Source organism: Mucilaginibacter sp. OK268, assembly GCF_900103125.1.
Taxonomy (GTDB): Bacteria; Bacteroidota; Bacteroidia; order Sphingobacteriales; family Sphingobacteriaceae; genus Mucilaginibacter.
Map to the genome: position 1 here is coordinate 1 of NZ_FNJV01000010.1, position 19,217 is coordinate 19,217.

Here is a 19,217-nt window from a genome sequence, read left to right on the forward strand (position 1 = left end):
AATGTGAGTCACTAACTCGGAGCGAAGCTTAGTTTACCCTGCTTCTTGCTCAATCAAATAGTCCAATATAATAATTATGCTAATCTAAAGGAGCGCAGCGTGGATAACCGACCAGCGGGAGCTCATTAATACCTTAAAAAACAATTAACAGCATTAATAATCTCGTAGCTATTCTTGCCGATGAGAACGCGAGGAGATTGCTTCGTCGTTCCTCCTCGCAATGACATGAGAAATACTTAGATAGCCTGTCGAAGCATAGTGGGCAGGCCTCTGCGCTCTGCCCTTCGACGGGCTCAGGGTGACAGCCCTGTCTTGTTACCTGTTTAAGTAGTATCTCTTCCTGAACCAAAAAGCCAGGTTAACCAAAGCGATCAATGCGGGAACCTCCACCAGCGGACCAATAACACCAGCAAAAGCTTCGCCAGAATTGATGCCGAATACGCCGATGGCAACCGCGATAGTCAGTTCAAAATTATTACCCGTGGCGGTAAATGCGATGGAAGTGCTTTTGGAATAATCGGCTCCGAATGATTTACCAATAAAGAAACTCAGCAGGAACATTACGGCGAAGTAGATAACCAGCGGTATAGCTATCCGCACAACATCAAAGGGGATGTGTACAATAAGACCACCTTTAAGACTAAACATCAGCACAATAGTAAACAACAAGGCGATCAACGTAATCGGCGAAATAAAGGGCACATATTTTTGCTGGAACCAATCTTCGCCTTTGATCTTTATGAGTGTATACCGACTGATGATGCCGGCAGCGAAAGGGATCCCGAGGTAAATGCCTACGCTTTTGGCTATCTCGCCCATGGTGATATGTACGGCTAAACCTTTAAGGCCAAACAGCGGCGGCAAAATGGTGATAAACACCCAGGCATACACACTGTACAGCAATACCTGGAAAATACTGTTGAGGGCGATGAGCCCGGCAGCATACTCGCGGTTTCCTTCGGCAAGTTCGTTCCATACCACTACCATGGCTATACAGCGGGCCAGGCCGATCAGGATTAGGCCTACCATGTAAGCCGGATGGTCGCGCAGCAGGGTTATCGCCAAAAAGAACATCAGGATGGGCCCTACTATCCAGTTGAGCACCAAAGAGGCGCTTAATACTTTGGTATCCTTGAATACCTGGCCCATGTTTTCATATTTTACTTTGGCCAATGGCGGGTACATCATCAGGATCAAACCGATAGCTAGTGGAACATTGGTTGTACCGCTGGAAAATGAATTGATGAACCCGGCTGATGAAGGAATAAAATAGCCTACAGCTACCCCTACGGCCATTGCCAGGAATATCCAGAGCGTAAGGTACCGGTCCAAAAAGCTCAGCTTTTTACGCTCCACCACCGGTGCGCAATGTTCAACCGGCATGGGATGTTTTTAAATTTTCGTTCACAAAGTTTTGGGTATACTGCCTGATCATTTCGCGTACCTGCCTGAATTGCTCCATGATCTCGTCCTCGGTGCCGGTTGCTTTTGCCGGATCGGGAAAGTTATAATGCAGCTTAACCGCCTTAGTTGGAAAATACGGGCAGCTCTCTTTGGCGTTATCACAAACGGTTATCACAAAGTCGAAATCAATGTCCAGGTATTCATTAACATTGTTGGAGGTGTGATGGGATATATCGATACCATCGCGTTTCATGATCTCGATAGCGCGGGGATTAACGCCATGGGTTTCGATCCCGGCGCTGTAAATATTGGCCTTATTGCCTGCAAAATGACGTAAATAACCTTCGGCTATCTGGCTGCGGCAGCTGTTTCCGGTGCAAAGCACCAATACATTCTTCATATCCGTATTTTTTAGTGTTTTTTTCATGACGATAGCAGAAACCGGGCAAACATGGCTGAATTCCGATGATTGCTGCACTTCGGGTGGCACTTCGTCCCGGCTGATGCGAAGAAAGCGTTTCCGGTCAAAGTAAGCTGATGCCGTTTCTGTGAGTAGGTAGAGCGCCACCAGGCCTTTTGAACGGCTTTCCTCAGCTATGCGTTGTAGCAGTTGCTGCGCTATGCCCGTGTTTCTGAATTCGGGATGTACGGCAAGTGAACGTAACAAACCAAAATTTCCATAAACCTCCAATCCGGCAACGCCAACAACTTTTTGGTTCTGTGTAGCAACCAGGAAATCATTTAAATTATCCGGAAGATCATTTACCGGGAGCTTTTGCGACTCCAGTAATGCAATGATCTCCTGCCGGTAAGGTTGTGCCTGTTCAATGTTCATATCTGTATTCGTAATGAGTTAGCAGCAGCCCGAACCCGGCGTGCAACATGCTTCGGCTTTAACGGCCAGGGTCTTTAATTCTACCTTTGGTTTTGCAGGCTCTGGTGCACAGCATTCCTCGCCTTTTTCATTAGTCCCGCAACTCCCGCCGCGACTGATCGCCTTGCACTGTACGGCATCCGGGCGCAGGTCGATGATCAGGCTTTCGCCATTCACGATCATATCTCCCGGAAACATCTGGCGGGTATCAAATTCCGAATTGCCAAACTCTATTTTAACCGTTCCGTTGGGATTGAGCGGCAGCATTTTTTCAACAATATCCACTATCGACAAAGCCTTTTTTACCTTCATAGATCGCTCCTGCTGTTCGGCTTCCGGAACCCATAACTGCACTATGATCTCTGTCCAGGCATTCATTACACCGCCGCAATCAACAGAGGTGATAGGCGCCTGTTTAATTTCGGTGATGTGGTAAGCGGCATCTACCAGTTTACCTTCGGCATATTGAAATTGCAGGTCCAGTTCCGGGTGTTGTAACAGCGTTTCTTTAAATGTTGCCCAGTTGATGGCTTCTACTTTGTTCATGATTGATATATTTTATTATTGCAATATTGCGATTGATCGGTATAAAAAATTTTAGCAGCAGTTATTCAGGTCCTTGTACGACGAGAACAACACATTTAATTCCGTTTGTAAATTACTCCAGGCATTGGGCTCTATGCAATAGCAAACGCTAACGCCTTCTATGGTACCCTGTATCAATCCCGCGTTTTTCAACTCCTTAAGATGTTGCGAAATGGTAGGTTGCGCCAGTCCCAGCTCATCAGCCAGATCGCCACAGATGCAAGCTTTAGCCGCTATAATGTGCTGCAATATGGCAATACGCGCCGGGTGTGCGATGGCTTTCAACTGCACAGCCAGCTTGTTTTGCTCGTCGGTAAATATTTCTGTTTTGGTGATTCCCATAATATATATTGCAATATTACGATTAATATCGGTTTGTCAAGAATTATTTTTTATTTTTTTTGGGATACATAGCAACCGGCATCGACTCACCCCGGCATCGCGTTGCTCGCCGACCCTCTCTTCGCCTGCGGCGGAAAGAGGGGTCTTAAATAACAAATAAGCCATGTCATTGGAGCGTAGCGTGGCAATCTCCTCGCATGTTTAAACGCGAAGAGATTGCTTCGTCGTTCCTCCTCGCAATGACATAGAAGAAAAACAATCAAGTCGAAGCGATGACCGGATGAGTCGTCTACGTCAGGCAAAACACCACTTCACCAATAACACGCCCACCGCCAAGCATCTATATCTATCAATTAAGTAGCGTTTTTTACATATAAAACACATTCTTTTGCCTAAACTTGCATTAATAAGGGGCTGTTTCCTACAACGGCCCGCATAAAACATGAGTGAGGATTTTTACGAGCAAATTTTTAACAAGCAGCAAAAGCTTGAGGCCGTGCCGTCGAACAAGGAGATCACCCGCTGGGCACTCCAGGTAATTCATTTGCTATATCCGGAGCAAACCGGTAAAGTATTTGCTGATGTGGCCGCGCTTAAGGCAGAGTTTACCCTGCTCGAGAATGAGCTATGCCACATGATGGAGGTAACCAAAGGCTGCGATGATTGTGATAATAAAGAACGTGCCAGCCGGTTTTTTAAAGGGCTGCCGGAGCTGTTCAGGATATTGAATACGGATATCCAGGCCATATTTAATGGCGACCCCGCTGCCCAAAGTGAGTTTGAAGTAGTGCGCACCTACCCGGGCTTTTTAGCCATATCCTTATATCGCCTGGCGCATAGTTTGTATACAGATAATGTGCCTTTGATTCCCCGGATACTGACCGAATACGCGCATTCCAAAACAGGTATCGACATACACCCCGCCGCCGTGATCGGCGAATATTTTTATATCGACCACGGTACCGGCATTGTGATAGGCGAAAGCGCGATCATTGGTAACCACGTAAAATTGTACCAGGGCATTACTCTGGGTGCGCTGAGTGTGGATAAAAGTATGGCCAATACCAAGCGCCACCCCACGGTTGAGGATCATGTGGTGATCTATTCCGGCGCTACCATACTTGGCGGCGAAACCATCATTGGGAATAACAGCCTCATTGGCGGTAACGTATGGCTTACTAAAAGCGTACCGCCGTATTCGAGGGTATACCATACCCCAAGTCACCGGACACTGAAAAGCGACGAAGTGTAATAAGAATGGTATCAAGTCGCAAGATTTTAAAAAGAATAGTATCAAGTAGCGAGTATCAAGTATCAAGATTGCAAAGTGATGATACATTTAGGTATGCAAAAAGAAAAAGTCGTGATACTTGATACTAGCGACTTGATACTAAAACAATAAAATAAAAATTATGGCTGGCATTATTGATATCATAGGAAATACGCCCCTGGTTGAAATACAAAAACTAAACCCCAACCCTAACGTAAAAATATACGCCAAGCTGGAGGGCAATAACCCCGGCGGCAGTGTGAAGGACCGGGCTTCGCTCAACATGATCCGCAGCGCTATTGAACGAGGTGACATCAAACCGGGTACTAAACTCATCGAAGCTACCAGCGGCAACACGGGCATCGCGCTGGCCATGATAGCCCGACTTTTTGGACTGGAGATTGAACTGGTGATGCCCTCCAACTCAACCCGCGAACGTACGCTGACCATGGAAGCTTACGGCGCTAAGGTAACCCTGCTGGAAGGTATTGAACTTTGTCGCGATTATGCCGAAGAAAAAGGCGCTACCGAAGGCTATTTCCTGCTGAACCAGTTTGCCAATCCCGATAATTACATGGCCCACGTAAAAACTACCGGTCCGGAAATATGGCGCGATACCGACGGTAAAATAACCCATTTTGTAAGCGCCATGGGTACTACGGGTACTATTATGGGTTGCTCCCGGTATTTTAAAGATAAAAACAAGGACATACAGATCATCGGCTGCCAGCCTACCGAAGGTTCGTCTATCCCGGGTATCCGTCGCTGGCCCGAGGCCTATCTACCAAAAATATTTGATGCCAGTCGGGTCGACCGCGTAATGGATATCTCCGAAGCAGAAGCTACCCAAATGGCCCGTGAAATGGCCAAAACCGAAGGCATATTTGCCGGCATGAGTAGCGGGGGGGCACTATCAGCCGCTATCAAACTGGCTGCCGAGCTAAAAGAAGGCATTATCGTATTCATCTGCTGCGACCGTGGCGACAGGTATTTGAGTAGTGATTTGTTTGGGTGATTAAAGCTTATATTTGAGTAAGCAAATTAAGGTGATATGGAACCAACCGAAGACGGCTCAAACTATAAATACGGGGTGTTTTATTTCAATAAAAATGACCCGCGCACCATCGTTCCCAAACGTATCAGGTTTATGGGCTGGACGTTGAACTTTGCCCGGCCCGGCAGCTATGTAATTATGGCGGCTATAGCGGGCTTGATCGTATGGGCCATTGTTTTTAAAAAGTGACACGTCACGTTTGTCTATCCTAATATTTGTCATCCCGAGGAACGAAGGATCTTCTTCGATATGCCTATCGTATACCCGCTCTTGGCCGCGGGAGGGCCAGTCATTTTGTAGCCACAAAGTAACCAAGACCGAGCGAAGCGAGATAATGAGCACCAATAAAAAACAAACAACAGCGAATAACGCTTTCAGAGAAATGCTTCTTTGCCGCACAGGGTCTTTACCCTGCCAATCAGACAGAACCAGGGTTGCAATTATTTGCCCAACTTTGTTCGCTCAATACCCCTGCTTCTGCAAAACTTGCTATGCCCCTGCAGCCGCACTGGCCATCATTGTTCTGCTCGCTTTCGCCTGAAGCTTATCTGCTGACGGGAAAAAAATTTAATGTTCGCAGTCGCTCGGCTCCAGCCGAGAGACCACTATTACCCGGCCTCCCGGCCGTTTTGTTATCGGTGAAATTCTATTGGCCATTCTCCCAGATTTTTCGTATATTTATATATCAAACAGCCCGCTTGTCTTTTCAGGAGACAAGCGGGCTGTTTGGTTAAGGAAAAATAAGGCCAAAAATCGACCGTTATGTTCGTAATTATTTAAAAATCAGCAAATTAATACTTTTTAAACGTTTCAAAACCCATCAAAAATTTGTTAAAAAGTGTTAAAATGGTGTTAAAGCATTGTTGAAATGGCCAAAAGGCATGTGTTTTCACCCCGTTTTTGACTAAAAAAGTGTTAAAATTAAAGGTTTAAAAAGTTCTGGCTACCTCAATCTCCTGACAGTCACTCCCTCGTTGGTAATTTTCACCGGTTGGATATTACCATCAATATCGAAATACATTTTGTCGATACACATTACCCGGTGGTTGGCATCCGTTTCGGTCAGTGGCCGGCGATGGTAAACAATATACCATTCGTCGGTACCCGGTACATTGATCACCGAGTGGTGACCCGCGCCGGTAGCAATGCTGGCATCCTGCTTTAAAATGGTGCCGATGCGCTTAAATGGGCCAAAAGGGGTATCGCCGATGGCATAAGCCACCCGGTAATCCGGACCGGTCCAGCCGCCTTCGCTCCACATAAAGTAGTATTTGCCCTTGCGCTTAAACATCACGGGACCTTCTACATAGCCTTCAGGGGTTATTTTCTTATAGGTTACGCCATCTTCAAAAGGTTCAACACCTGTAAAATCGTTCTTTAGCTTCACGATGTTACACTGGCCCCAGCCGCCATATATCATATAATACTGGCCGTTATCGTCACGGAAAACAAACTGGTCAATGGGTTGTGCTTTGTTAATAACCTGGTCGATAAGTGGTTTGCCCAGGTAGTCTTTAAAAGGGCCTTCGGGTTTGTCGCTTACAGCCACGCCTATGCCACCCTTTTCATTATTGTTCTGGATATCATTAGCGCCAAAGAAAATGTAGTACTTGCCATCTTTTTCGGTAACGGCAGGCGCCCAAAGCGCACGCTTTACCCATTTAACCCCACTTGTATCAATAATATGGGGATGTTTGGTCCAATGCACCAAATCGGGTGATGAAAAGGCATCCATAAATACCTGCTCATTGTATTTGGCGGAGTAGGTAGGATACAGCCAGTACTGATGGTTAAATATTTTGGCTTCCGGATCAGCATACCAACCTTCAACCACAGGGTTGCCCGATGTTTTTTTGTTTTGTGCCTGGGTGTTAACAGCAGATGTTAATAGTGTTGCGCCTAATAGTACGCTTAAAAGCAGCTTTTGGGCTATGCTCCTGTTCATTTTTGGGTATTGGTATTATTACTCTTTGGCTTTTTTTTATTGAAGCGCCTGTTGGGTTTTCTTTTATTGTCTGATTGATCGGCGCTATGACTATGAGTAGGCTGAATAGCTGCCAGCTCATCGGGTAACCCAACCAGGCGAATAGGGCGTTCTATGAGTTGCTCAATGTTCTTAAGCTTACGCTCATCACGGTGATTCACAAACGTGATGGCGGTGCCGGTTGTTGCTGCACGGGCAGTGCGGCCAATGCGGTGGATATAATCTTCCGGGTCGCCTGGAACATCATAGTTGATCACCAGGTCGATACCTTCTACATCTATACCGCGCGACAAGGCATCAGTACCAATAATTACCGGTAACTGTTTGTTCTTAAACTGGAGTAGTATCTCCTCACGCTCGCGTTGCTCCAGATCGGAGTGAAAAGCGTTGGCGTTAATTTTTATGGCTTTGAGCTCTTTGTATAATGATTTAACGATCTCCTTACGCGAAGCAAAAATAATAGTGCTGGCATAGGCAGAATCGCGCAGGATAAGCTGCAGCAAAGGTGTCTTTTGCTGATCATGCAAACGATAGATCTGCTGATCGATACCTACTGCGGGCTGCGATAGCGCGATATTGATTTGCTCCGGCTCTTTCATAATGGCCTTGGCTAGTGCGCGGATGCGGCCTGGCATAGTGGCCGAAAAAAGCAGCGTTTGCCTGTTTTTGGGCAGGTAACTGATGATCTTTTTGATATCGTCAGAAAAACCCATGTCCAGCATGCGATCGGCTTCGTCCAGTATCAGATGGGTAAGGTGGTTCAGCTTTAAAACTCCCGATGTAAGGTGGGCAATCAGCCTGCCGGGTGTGGCTATAATAATATTTACATTATTCTGGATACCCCGGCGTTGCTGCTCGTAAACAGCGCCATCGCCACCGCCAAATACGGCTATGGAGCTGATGCCTGTAAAGTAGGCCAGCCCCTCTACCTGTTGGTCAATTTGCTGGGCAAGCTCACGTGTAGGCGCCAATACAAGCGCGCTGGTATGGTGTTTATTACTATTGCTGATGAAATTTAATATGGGCAGCAAATAAGCGCCGGTTTTACCGGTACCGGTTTGTGCGCAGGCAATAAGATCATGCCCTTTTAAAACAACGGGTATGGCCATTTCCTGTATAGGAGTTGGGGTGTTGAAGCCCATACTTTGTATGCCCTCGAATAATTGTTCGTTGAAATTGAAATCCTGAAACGTCACTATGTTCTACTTGGTGTGTTACGCAAGGTATAAAAAATTGTTGTTTTTACAGCAATTTTGGAGCAAGGAGCAAGGAATAAGGGTATTTGGAGTAAGGATGCATGGAATGAAGAGCAAATATTTTTGGAATAAGGAGCAAGGATGTATGATTAAATGTCCTTGCTCCTTGTTCCCAAAATCCTTACTCCCACTAAGAGTGTATATAGTTTTTTAACTGCTCAATAGTTTCTAATTGCGACAATATGGTTTCTTTAACCAGGTCATTGATAGAAATAATGCCGCACAGCGCATCATCAATAAAAACAGGCAGATAGCGGATATTGCTTTCGCTCATGATGTGCATACAGGTTTCAATGGAGTTATCGGGAAGTATGCGGGGTAAGCCGGTACTCATAATATCCCTTACCAGGGTTTCGTGAGATGATTTCCCCTTCAGGATCACTTTACGGGCATAATCCCGTTCGGTAAGCAGACCGGCATATTCGCCATCTTCCAATATAACCACCGAGCCGATGTTTTCATCAGCCATTAATTTTAATGCTTCCAAAACTGATTTACCAGCATCAATGGTAACTATGCGGCCGCCTTTGCGGGCAAGGATATTTGAAACTTTTATCATGGCTCTTAGGTTAAAATGAAGAATTGGCTATAACCAAATATAACAAACAGAATTGAAAAACAAGCGATGCCGAGGCTATAAATATCAACAATTCAGCATTTTATCAGAGCTTGGTCATCTAATTGGCAAATAAACAGCTTTTACGTTTGCTTGACACTGCATGTGCCACATAAAAAAGAATAATATCTAATATTGCCCCCATAGTTTTTAACAGTATTTTAACATAGTACGACTGGAAATTATTGATTTAAAATTCATTTACTACCGGTCAAAATAATACATACTACATTGATCAATTTTTTACCTCATAAAGCGTGGTTTAAAAACAACGCTTACCATATTAATATAATCTCTGCCCTAAAAGTAATTTGCTGCCTGCTTTGCCTTGGTTTGCCAACTATATCAATAGCTAAAAGTACCGCGTCTAAATTGCCATATGTATCAATGGCTGATACCACAGCCGACTCCACCCTGTTAAAGCAGCGGCTGATCAATAACGCTTTTGATAATATTTTTATACAAAACCTGCGGGTATCCGAAGGGGGTAATGATTATTTCAACAAAGTAAAAACCCAGTTAACCGCCGATCTGGCACCCAACTTTATATTATTTCAAACGCCTAAATCACGGTTTTTTACCGTGTTTACCGCACGGGTTAAAGTACGTTTGCTGGCATCAAGAGGGGCGCCGGTAAAATCACCAAGTTTTATGCCGGGGCTCACCGTGTTTTACAGGCTGAATGAGGATACTTATAAACCAGAGTTCCTGTCGTTTGGCTACTCGCATCACTCTAACGGCGTAAGGGGGCCATCATTAAATCCCGATGGCAGTTTTAATCGCGATAGCGGGAAATTTACTACCAACTTTTATACGCTTACCTATTATACAGGCAAACGAACCGATAAAGAGAACCTGATTATTAACCGTTACGATAATATAGCCCTTGAAGTACACGCCGGCTTATTTGGCCTGGGCGTGTCTGAAGGATTAAAGGATCATTATGGATTTATCCGGATCAATGGCAGTCGTATGTATAACCTGGCTAAGGCCTATGACGATCCCTTGGAGAAGGGTAAAAAGGTATATAAAAACTGGCAGCGTATCCGTTTTGATTTTACTTACATTGCTGATAAGTATGACAATTACTCGGCAGTTGATTTCAAGAAGCGCCTTAACGTAAGTTTAAAGTATTATTACCAGTTTCCTTTTATGCCGAGTACCGCCCTGATGTTTGGCGGGGGGTACCGCGGGCAGGATGATTATAACCAGTTTTTTGAGGATAGTTATGGCTACATAACGGTTGGTTTGGCATCAGACCTTTCTTTCAATTTTGGGAAACATTAAACCAAAAAAGGGGGGCGCTTTTATATAACCAGATTTTTACACGGCTATTCACAGCTGTTTGTAATTTATTTTTCATATAATCGTTTTAGCATTGAAAAAAAGCAGATATATTTATCCCAACCTAATGGTATATCTTAATTAAATCTAAAACATTTATAATGAAAAAGACACTTTTGAGCCTTATGGCTATCCCTGTGCTTCATTTTGCGGTATTGGCCCAAACCAAAGGCTTTAAACCCTTATTTGATGGTAAAACAACCACTGGTTGGCATACCTATTTAAAAACCGGTTCTGGTGCCTGGAAAGTTGTTGACGGCGCGTTGCAACTTGACCCTAAAGCCGAAGGTCAGGGTGATCTGGTTACCGATGGTGAATACGAAAATTATGAGCTGAAACTGGATTGGAAGATCTCTGAAACAGGCAATAGCGGGATTATTTTTGGTGTACACGAAGACCCTAAATTCAACGAAACTTACCTTACCGGTATCGAAATGCAGGTGTTGGATAATGCCAAAGCCAGCGATAATAAAAAAGCAAACCATCTTGCCGGTTCTTTATACGATATGAAAGCCCCTTCGGCCGATGTGGCTAAACCAGCCGGCGAATGGAACTCGGTAGTATTGCGTAAAAAAGAGGGTCATCTTACTTTTTGGTTAAATGGTACTAAAATAGTGGAAACCGAAATTGGCAGCGACGAGTGGAAAGAATTGCTGAATAACAGTAAATTCAAAAACTGGACTGATTTCGCGAAATATCCAAAAGGCCATATCGCGCTGCAAGACCACAACCACGAGGTTGCATTCCGCAATATTTACATCAAGCAGTTATAATATTTAAAAATGTTTATGTTGTAACGCTTTGCGTTCAATATATTTATACCATAAAAACCAAATGAATGCAAATGCATGCCCGTGCGTGCATTTTTTCTTCTCTTAACAGAGGACACACCTGATATTATATGAGCGATTTACAAATCAAGAAATCAGCAGAAACTTACGATGTAGTAATTGTAGGTTCGGGAGCTGGTGGCGGTATGGCTGGTTATGTGTTAGCCAATGCCGGTGTAAAAGTGTTAATGCTGGAGGCCGGAGCATACTTTGACCCAGCCAAAGACTCACAACAATTAAAATGGCCATGGGAGTCGCCACGTCGTGGTGCGGGTACAACCCGTCCTTTTGGTGATTTTGACGCTGCTTACGGCGGTTGGGAACTGGAAGGCGAACCATACACCACTAAAGACAAAACAGAATTTTTCTGGTTCCGCTCGCGTATGCTGGGCGGTCGTACCAACCACTGGGGCCGTATCTCATTACGTATGGGGCCGCATGATTTTAAAGCCAAAGATGGCCTTACAGATGACTGGCCAATTACCTATGAGGAAGTAAAGCCATATTATGATAAGGTTGACCGTATGATAGGTGTTTACGGTACCAAAGAAGGCTTAGAAAATGAGCCCGATGGTATCTTTTTACCTCCGCCAAAGCCAAGGTTGAATGAACTCTATATAAAACAAGGTGCAATAAAAGCAGGTGTAACTACCATTACTGGTCGTGGTTCGGTTTTAACTGAGGCTCTGCCTGGTAATAAGGATCGTGGCGCATGTTTTTTCTGCGGACAGTGTGGTCGTAGCTGTAAAGTTTATGGAGATTTCTCGGCATCATCATGTTTGGTTATCCCTGCGGTAAAAACAGGTAACCTAAAGGTGATCACCAATGCTATGGTACGTGAGGTATTGACGAATAAAGAAGGATTGGCTACAGGTGTATCATACATCAGTAAAGAAGATATGCAGGAATACCAGGTAAATGCCAAAACGGTAGTACTTGGGGCTAGCGCCGGTGAATCGGCCAGGATCCTGTTGAATTCCAAATCAGCAGCACATCCGGGTGGTTTAGCCAATAACAGCGGTGTAGTAGGTCGTTATCTGCATGATTCAACCGGATCAAGCGCCGGAGGTTTCCTGCCGCAACTGATGGATCGCAAACGCTACAACGAAGATGGTGTGGGCAGTGTACATATTTACTCGCCATGGTGGCTGGATAATAAAAAATTGGATTTCCCTCGTGGTTACCACATCGAATATGGTGGTGGTTTACACATGCCATCATACGGTTTTGGAAGCGGCATCCATAATATGAATGGCGCGGTACCGGATCGTAATGGTAAAAAGAAAGAGGCAGGTGGTTATGGCGCTTCATTAAAAGATGATTACCGTCGTTTTTATGGTACCCAGTTTGGTATGGCCGGCCGTGGTACTGCTATAGCCCGCTATGATAATTATTGCGAAATTGACCCTAATGTGGTTGATAAGTATGGTATCCCGGTATTGCGTTTCCATTACAAATGGGCCGATGACGAGATCAAGCAGGCCAAACACATGCAGGAAACCTTCCAGGAGATTATGCATAACATGGGAGGTGCTATTTACGGTCCCCCGCAAGGTGCCGATACCAACTACGGTTTAGAGGCCCCCGGCAAGATCATCCACGAAGTAGGAACCATACGTATGGGCGAAGATCCTAAAAAATCGGCCTTAAATAAATGGTGTCAGGCACATGATTGCAAAAACCTGTTTGTAGTTGATGCGGCTCCGTTTGTTCAGCAGGGCGATAAAAACGCTACCTGGACTATCCTGGCCCTGTCTATGCGTACCGCTGAATATATTTTACAGGAAAGAAAAAAATTAAACGTTTAACAAGCCCCAATAAAAATTAGTTATGAACAGACGTGACTCCCTAAAAGCGATAGGCTTTGGTACACTCTCAGCAGGATTATTACTGGAAGCCTGTAAAACCGATACTAAAAAAACAGATGAAGAAGCTGCATCCACAGCTACAGCGCCCGAAGCTGGTCGCCAGCCTTTTGAGGTTGAACGCGATAAAAAGCTGAATGCCGATAAATTCTTTACAACTGCGGAAATGGCTACCATAACCGTATTGGTGGATATTATTATCCCTAAGGACGAAAAATCGGGCAGCGCGACAGATGCCAAAGTGCCTGATTTTATCGAATTTATTGTAAAAGACATACCCCAGCACCAAACTCCCTTACGTGGTGGTTTGCGCTGGCTTGATCTGCAATGCCTGAACCGCTTTGGCAAAACATTTACCGATAGCAGTCATACGCAACAAATAGAGCTTATCGACCTGATCGCTTACCCGGGTAAAGCAACGCCAGATATGGCTCAGGGTGTAGCGTTTTTTAACCGCATGCGCGATTTAACTGCATCAGGTTTTTTCACCAGCGAAATGGGTGTTAAAGATATTGGCTATGCAGGTAATGCCCCCGGAAAATGGACAGGCGTACCGCCAGAGATACTGAAACATTACGGGATGGAGAATGTATAAAAAAGCATCAGCTAACAAATAATATCAAAACGCCGGGTGATAAAATTACCCGGCGTTTTTTTGCAATAAAATTCAAGTAAGGCAATTTTTTTCACCTTTAAGAAAATTTGCAAATGTCTGATAATTAGGTGATTGATGTGGTTTTCGTATTTGAATTATCATTATTTTGTCAATTAGTGGCAGGTCAATATACCATTTTGGCAATTTGATACGTTTATCTACTTTGTAGGTTCACACCTGCAAATAGTGATAAGGTTTAGGTTTAAAGCCCCCAAGCAGCGAGTGCAAGGGGGCTTTTATTTTATGCTCAATTTTGTCACCGCTCCTGATAATAAATTGCTTTATTTGTTTCCTGAAAAATAGAGAAAAGACGCTCCTGATAACTTTTTCTATCTTTTACTGGTGAAATTTAATCATATAAATGAGCGATCTGAAAAAGAAATTGCATGATCAATGCGTAAATTATGTACGTAAAAGCATGGATGCGGCAGAATTGGGCATTAAAGAAGCACAAAAAGCATCAAACGAAGATACCAAAAGCAGCGCCGGGGATAAGTATGAAACAGGCCGGGCCATGATGCAACAGGAAACCAACCGTAATTTAACCCAACTGAATGAAGCCAATAAATTAATGGTGGCTCTTAACCGTATCAGTACCAATGGTGAGAGCACAAAAGCTGAAACCGGCAGTGTGATCACGACGAATAATGGCAATTTTTACCTGGCTATAAGCGCCGGAAGTCTCTCTGTTGACGGAAAAACCTACTTTGCGGTGTCGGCGGCCTCTCCTATCGGCTCCCTGCTCATAGGTAAAGCAGCTGGTGATAGTTTTAACCTAAATGGCAAACTTTATATCATTCAGGCTGTAAATTAGGAGATTCGGCTCAAAAGATACAGGTGTTTTGGGGAAAGCTTTAACGCAAATGCGTATTATTTTGTTTTAGTTAAAGGATATTTTAATTATTAAAAAAAATAAAAACGTTCATTCACAAATTCTTGCAGTAATCATCAAATATCTATTACTATATTTGATGTTAACAAAACGAGGCAAGTAAAAAAAGAACCTTGCTATTATAAATTAAAAATTGATGAACATATTTGCAGGAAGTCTTCCTTTTCAATTAGAGGAAGCCGATTTAAAAGAGCTTTTTGAAGCGTACGGTGAAGTAAGCACCGTAAAAATAATTATTGACAGGGAATCCGGAAGAAGCAAGGGTTTCGGATTTGTTGAAATGCCTGATGATGAGGCTGCCCAATTGGCTATTACCGGCTTAAATGGCTCTGAAGTTAGAGGTCGTTCAATCGCAGTAAGCCAGGCCGAAGAGAAAAAAGCAACTGACCGCAGAAGCGGCGGTGGTGGCGGTTACGGTGGAAACCGTGGCGGCGGTGGCGGCTACGGCGGTGGAAACCGTGGTGGCGGTGGCGGCGGCTACTCAAAAGATAGTAACAGAGGCGGCGGCGGTGGCGGTCGTTGGTAAATTATAAGTTAAAATAAAACACCGGGGCTACATTACCCGGTGTTTTGTTTTAAAAGTACTGTCTTAGATCGGTTTGGGGCATTTTTAATGGCTGGTTAACTTACCGGCAGTATATTTCTATATGTATTAGTCAGCTAAACCTTAGCTGCACCCCTTATTCCAACAAAAAATCTATTTTTTGCTACCCTCTCAAAAAATTCTGTTTAATAAAACAAAGTTTGTAAATCATTAAGCTTACTTGGCTTATCTTGTATGATTAGCTGCTAGCTTACTTGTATAATCTCTCTTCTGCTTTCACTTTTTTGCTGCCAGTGGTTATGTAAAACATTTTTACTATTAATGCTTTTTAATAAAAATACCTAACTTAACATCGTATTAAGCCTGTTTTTATGGAAAGCAAAGAAAGCCTGGTCATGCCCGAAAACGAGAGATATGTTGCGGGGGACGTTAATAAACATTATTAAGGGAATTATCTATAACTCCAGGTAAAGCCATAGCATAGAATACCCGGTCGGCAATAACGAGCTTTTAGGGTTTATTTAAAATTTATTTTCCCGACTACGCAACCCTAATAGTTTAACAACGTATTGCCAGTGTAATGCTTAGTTTATTAACACTAAAAAAATCATCTATGAAAAAATTAATTCTTTTAACCTTGTTTTTTTGCCTGGGCGTTGTTGCTTTTGCGCAGCGCAAGGTGGTTTGCTGTGGCAAGCCTTCGGCAACAAGGCAGTTTGCCATGCTGGCCTCCAGCGAAAAATTCAGAGCAGCACATAAAAATCCATTGCCCATTCATTTTCAAAGTGCTATTGGTACAACCATCACCTATAAAACCGCTGATGGTAAAGAATCAACCGCGTATTTGCTGAAAGCGAAAAAGGCTACCAATAACTATATCCTGGTGATACACGAATGGTGGGGTTTGAATGACTTTGTAAAGAAAGAATCTGAAAAGATATACAACGATTTGGGCAACGTCAATGTGATCGACCTTGACCTTTACGATGGTAAAGTGGCCACCACAAAAGAAGACGCGGGCAAATTTATGCAGGCCGTAAATGAAGATCGGGCAAAAGCTATCATCAACGGAGCTATTGCTTATACTGGTCCTAAAGCACATATTGCTACCATTGGCTGGTGTTTTGGTGGCGGCTGGAGCTTGCAGACCAGTTTATTGGCTGGTAAAAAAGCCGCCGGTTGCGTAATGTACTACGGGATGCCGGAGCAGGATGTTAATCGCTTAAAAACGTTAAATGCCGATGTGTTGGGAAACTTCGCCAATAAAGATCAATGGATAAACCCCAAAGTAGTGGGCAAATTTGATACGGACATGAAAAAGGCAGGTAAAAAACTATACCTGCACCAATATGATGCTGATCATGGATTTGCAAACCCAAGCAACCCCATTTATGATAGCAACGCAACCAAAGATGCATACGCCAATGCAATAGTTTTTTTAAAAGCACGTTTAAAATAAACAAAACATCTAATGTGATGTTATACCGGGCAAGCGAAAAGCTTGCCCGGTTTTTTTGTAACATTGCATAAAATTTACCTTTGACTACCTCTACAAAAAAAATAGTTTCCATTTCGCTTAAAGCGGCTGTATTGATCATGGCCGGCTGGTATATATATCACCAGTTTTATAAAAAAAATGACGACCTCAAACAGTTTCAAGCGTTAACCGCTCAAATAAATAGTACCCATGTGTTTGTAGTTATGGGCATAGTGGTTTTATTGATGGTGGTTAATTGGGTACTGGAGGCGTTTAAGTGGCAGTATCTTGCTAAAAGACTGGTTAATATTTCTATATGGGAATCAATAGAGGCTGTTTTTTGCGGACTTACCTGGGCTATTTCCACACCGAACAGGGTTGGTGAATACGGTGGCCGGGTTATGTTTTTGCCTAATCGCAAACGTATTCATGGTGTTTTTGCCATGGCTGTTGGGGCTTTTGGGCAAATTATTATGACCAACCTTTTAGGCCTGATTGCTATCGTATGGCTTTTTTATAAATACATTCAGGTAAGTACCTGGTTGTTTGTGGTGATCATCCTGATATCGGCCTTAACCCTGGCCATATTGCTGATCTGCTTTTTTCATATCAAAGGCATTATTAATTTGCTTAACCGGATAGCCTTTCTCAAAAAATATAATAAGTTTTTTGAGATCATGGGGCGGTACAAAACCGATGAACTGATTCGGATCCTGGGATTTAGCATGGCCCGCTATGTTACATTCACCATTCAATACTGTATCGTATTTCACCTGCTTATTCCGCAGTTCGCGTTTTTTCCGATGGTGATGATGCTGTTTGTTTATTTCTTTGTGACATCGGCCGTGCCCTCACTTGATCTGCTTGATGTAGGTGTGCGCAGTTTTACCGCCTCGCACTTGTTTGCCTATGTAACCGATCAAAAAATAGCTATTATTGCCGGCGTGTCGTCAATATGGCTCATAAATTTAATTATTCCGGCTATTTTAGGGTCTTTATTCGTTTTTAAACTCAAATTCTTTGATCGCACTGCATAGTTTCGTTTCGCTGTTTTTAACAGGTATTTACCTGCTATTATTAATTTATTTGATACGTGGATGGAGCAGGGTAAAGGTCACTCCGGCAAAAAATACACCCTTCCAAACCAAAGTTACCATATTGATAGCCGCCCGTAACGAGGAAGAGCGGATCAGTTTAACCATTGATGATGTTTTAGCGCAGGACTATCCCAAACATTTGTTCGAGGTGATCATTGTTGATGATCACTCCACGGATAATACCGCAGCCATTATCAGCAGTTATGCCGACCGCGGCGTTAAATTGTTGCAATTGCAGGAAGAACGCGCGCTCAACTCCTATAAGAAAAAAGCTATTGCCGAAGCCATCAAATTATCCACAGGCGAGCTCATGGTTGCCACCGATGCCGATTGCCGCATGGGGCCTGCCTGGTTATCATCCATTGTTGGTTATTACGAAACCAATAACCTGGCCATGGTATCATCGCCGGTAACTTATTTTGAAGAGCGTTCACTGTTCGAACTGATGCAAACCCTTGAGTTTGGCTACTTAATAGGCATTGGCGCCGCATTTATTGGCAATGGCCGGGCATCAACCTGTAACGGGGCAAATTTTGCCTATCGAAAAGATGTATTTTATGAGGTTGGCGGCTTCGCCGGTATTGATGATCTGGCATCGGGTGATGATGAACTGTTATTGCAAAAAGTTGCCGAACGTTATCCCGGCAGGATCGGCTTTTTAAAACAAACTGAGGCTGTGGTATATACCCACGCCAAGCATACCCTGCAGGAGTTTATGCAGCAAAGACGGCGCTGGGCTTCCAAATCAACCAAATACAAGGATAAAAAAGTGGTAGTCTTTGGTTTGTGTATCTGGTTATTTAACGTTTCGTTACTGGTTAACGCGGCATTGGGCTTTTATGACCTGTATTTTTTAAAGCTATTCCTGGTTCAATTTTTACTGAAATACCTGTTCGAGATCCTTTATCTGCTGCCTATAACTACATTTTTTAAGCGTACCTACCTGGTAAGTTTGCTTATCTTGCTCATTCCCGTGCACATCGTATATTTTGTGGTGATTGGGCTGATGGGCAACAATCGCAAATACTTGTGGAAAGATAGGGTGGTGAAATAACAAGCCATTGTAAAGATTGATTTACCCGTTTGTTAATTGATCCTTTTTAAGCGATATTTAGCCGAAAGCAAAAT

General features: G+C 43.6%; 19 protein-coding genes and 1 pseudogene. 12 read left to right on the forward strand and 8 right to left on the reverse strand.

All coding sequences use genetic code 11. The features are described 5' to 3' along the window. Positions 1–315 precede the first annotated feature (315 nt). The 5 genes and pseudogenes from arsB to BLR84_RS24400 form a co-directional block, all read right to left on the reverse strand. Positions 316–1,383 carry an ACR3 family arsenite efflux transporter gene (arsB, locus tag BLR84_RS24385; protein ID WP_090472882.1) on the reverse strand — a complete coding sequence of 356 codons (1,068 nt, stop codon included), beginning with the start codon at positions 1,381–1,383 and terminating at the stop codon, positions 316–318. Then, on the reverse strand, positions 1,373–1,804 hold the full coding sequence (locus tag BLR84_RS30445; protein ID WP_255367044.1) for an arsenate reductase ArsC: 432 nt from the start codon (positions 1,802–1,804) through the stop codon (positions 1,373–1,375). Before BLR84_RS30445 ends, arsB begins: the two co-directional genes overlap by 11 nt. Before the next feature lie 30 nt (positions 1,805–1,834). Beyond that, positions 1,835–2,239: pseudogene (gene arsN2, locus BLR84_RS30450) on the reverse strand (arsenic resistance N-acetyltransferase ArsN2); the annotation flags it as partial. Positions 2,240–2,257: 18 nt separating this feature from the next. Next, positions 2,258–2,824, reverse strand: a complete 567-nt coding sequence (locus BLR84_RS24395) for a DUF6428 family protein (protein WP_090472884.1) — start codon at positions 2,822–2,824, stop codon at positions 2,258–2,260. A 51-nt stretch (positions 2,825–2,875) separates the two neighbouring features. Further along, positions 2,876–3,205, reverse strand: coding sequence for an ArsR/SmtB family transcription factor (locus BLR84_RS24400; RefSeq protein ID WP_090472885.1), 330 nt, complete (start codon positions 3,203–3,205; stop codon positions 2,876–2,878). Positions 3,206–3,647: 442 nt separating this feature from the next. Here BLR84_RS24400 and epsC point away from each other — a divergent pair, with 442 nt between their 5' ends. The 3 genes from epsC to BLR84_RS24415 all read left to right on the forward strand — a co-directional run bounded on the left by epsC (position 3,648) and on the right by BLR84_RS24415 (position 5,718). Beyond that, positions 3,648–4,457 (forward strand): serine O-acetyltransferase EpsC, encoded by an 810-nt coding sequence (epsC, locus tag BLR84_RS24405; protein WP_090472886.1) that lies wholly within the window; start codon positions 3,648–3,650, stop codon positions 4,455–4,457. 160 nt (positions 4,458–4,617) lie between these two features. Then, on the forward strand, positions 4,618–5,490 hold the full coding sequence (gene cysM / locus BLR84_RS24410) for a cysteine synthase CysM (RefSeq protein ID WP_090472887.1): 873 nt from the start codon (positions 4,618–4,620) through the stop codon (positions 5,488–5,490). 36 nt (positions 5,491–5,526) lie between these two features. Beyond that, positions 5,527–5,718, forward strand: a complete 192-nt coding sequence (locus BLR84_RS24415; RefSeq protein WP_090472888.1) for a DUF5808 domain-containing protein — start codon at positions 5,527–5,529, stop codon at positions 5,716–5,718. Positions 5,719–6,472: 754 nt separating this feature from the next. On the opposite strand, the gene BLR84_RS24425 is transcribed toward BLR84_RS24415, so the two are convergent. From BLR84_RS24425 to BLR84_RS24435, 3 genes are all read right to left on the reverse strand, one after another. Continuing rightward, positions 6,473–7,474 (reverse strand): glycoside hydrolase family 43 protein, encoded by a 1,002-nt coding sequence (locus tag BLR84_RS24425; protein WP_090472890.1) that lies wholly within the window; start codon positions 7,472–7,474, stop codon positions 6,473–6,475. Then, a complete protein-coding gene (locus tag BLR84_RS24430) occupies positions 7,471–8,709 on the reverse strand; it encodes a DEAD/DEAH box helicase (protein WP_176852149.1) in 1,239 nt (412 codons plus the stop codon). The genes BLR84_RS24425 and BLR84_RS24430 overlap by 4 nt, the downstream gene beginning before the upstream one ends. Before the next feature lie 190 nt (positions 8,710–8,899). Beyond that, on the reverse strand, positions 8,900–9,328 hold the full coding sequence (locus BLR84_RS24435; protein ID WP_090472891.1) for a CBS domain-containing protein: 429 nt from the start codon (positions 9,326–9,328) through the stop codon (positions 8,900–8,902). Between the two features lie 444 nt (positions 9,329–9,772). Between BLR84_RS24435 and BLR84_RS24440 the strand changes: the two genes are divergently transcribed. From BLR84_RS24440 to BLR84_RS24480, 9 genes are all read left to right on the forward strand, one after another. Then, complete coding sequence (locus BLR84_RS24440) at positions 9,773–10,672, forward strand: hypothetical protein (RefSeq protein ID WP_143013989.1); 900 nt, start codon at positions 9,773–9,775, stop codon at positions 10,670–10,672. A 158-nt stretch (positions 10,673–10,830) separates the two neighbouring features. After that, positions 10,831–11,502, forward strand: a complete 672-nt coding sequence (locus BLR84_RS24445; RefSeq protein WP_090472893.1) for a 3-keto-disaccharide hydrolase — start codon at positions 10,831–10,833, stop codon at positions 11,500–11,502. A gap of 128 nt (positions 11,503–11,630) precedes the next feature. Then, on the forward strand, positions 11,631–13,367 hold the full coding sequence (locus tag BLR84_RS24450; RefSeq protein WP_090472894.1) for a GMC family oxidoreductase: 1,737 nt from the start codon (positions 11,631–11,633) through the stop codon (positions 13,365–13,367). A gap of 22 nt (positions 13,368–13,389) precedes the next feature. Beyond that, positions 13,390–14,019, forward strand: coding sequence for a gluconate 2-dehydrogenase subunit 3 family protein (locus tag BLR84_RS24455; RefSeq protein WP_090472895.1), 630 nt, complete (start codon positions 13,390–13,392; stop codon positions 14,017–14,019). Positions 14,020–14,440: 421 nt separating this feature from the next. Further along, positions 14,441–14,893, forward strand: a complete 453-nt coding sequence (locus BLR84_RS24460) for a 3-oxoacyl-ACP synthase (protein ID WP_090472896.1) — start codon at positions 14,441–14,443, stop codon at positions 14,891–14,893. Between the two features lie 214 nt (positions 14,894–15,107). After that, positions 15,108–15,497: an RNA recognition motif domain-containing protein gene (locus BLR84_RS24465; protein ID WP_090472897.1), complete on the forward strand. Its 390-nt coding sequence runs from the start codon at positions 15,108–15,110 to the stop codon at positions 15,495–15,497. 631 nt (positions 15,498–16,128) lie between these two features. After that, positions 16,129–16,974, forward strand: coding sequence for a dienelactone hydrolase family protein (locus BLR84_RS24470; RefSeq protein ID WP_090472898.1), 846 nt, complete (start codon positions 16,129–16,131; stop codon positions 16,972–16,974). Positions 16,975–17,054: 80 nt separating this feature from the next. After that, positions 17,055–18,029, forward strand: a complete 975-nt coding sequence (locus tag BLR84_RS24475) for a lysylphosphatidylglycerol synthase domain-containing protein (RefSeq protein ID WP_090472899.1) — start codon at positions 17,055–17,057, stop codon at positions 18,027–18,029. Further along, positions 18,013–19,143, forward strand: a complete 1,131-nt coding sequence (locus BLR84_RS24480; protein WP_090472900.1) for a glycosyltransferase family 2 protein — start codon at positions 18,013–18,015, stop codon at positions 19,141–19,143. The genes BLR84_RS24475 and BLR84_RS24480 overlap by 17 nt, the downstream gene beginning before the upstream one ends. Positions 19,144–19,217: the final 74 nt, after the last annotated feature.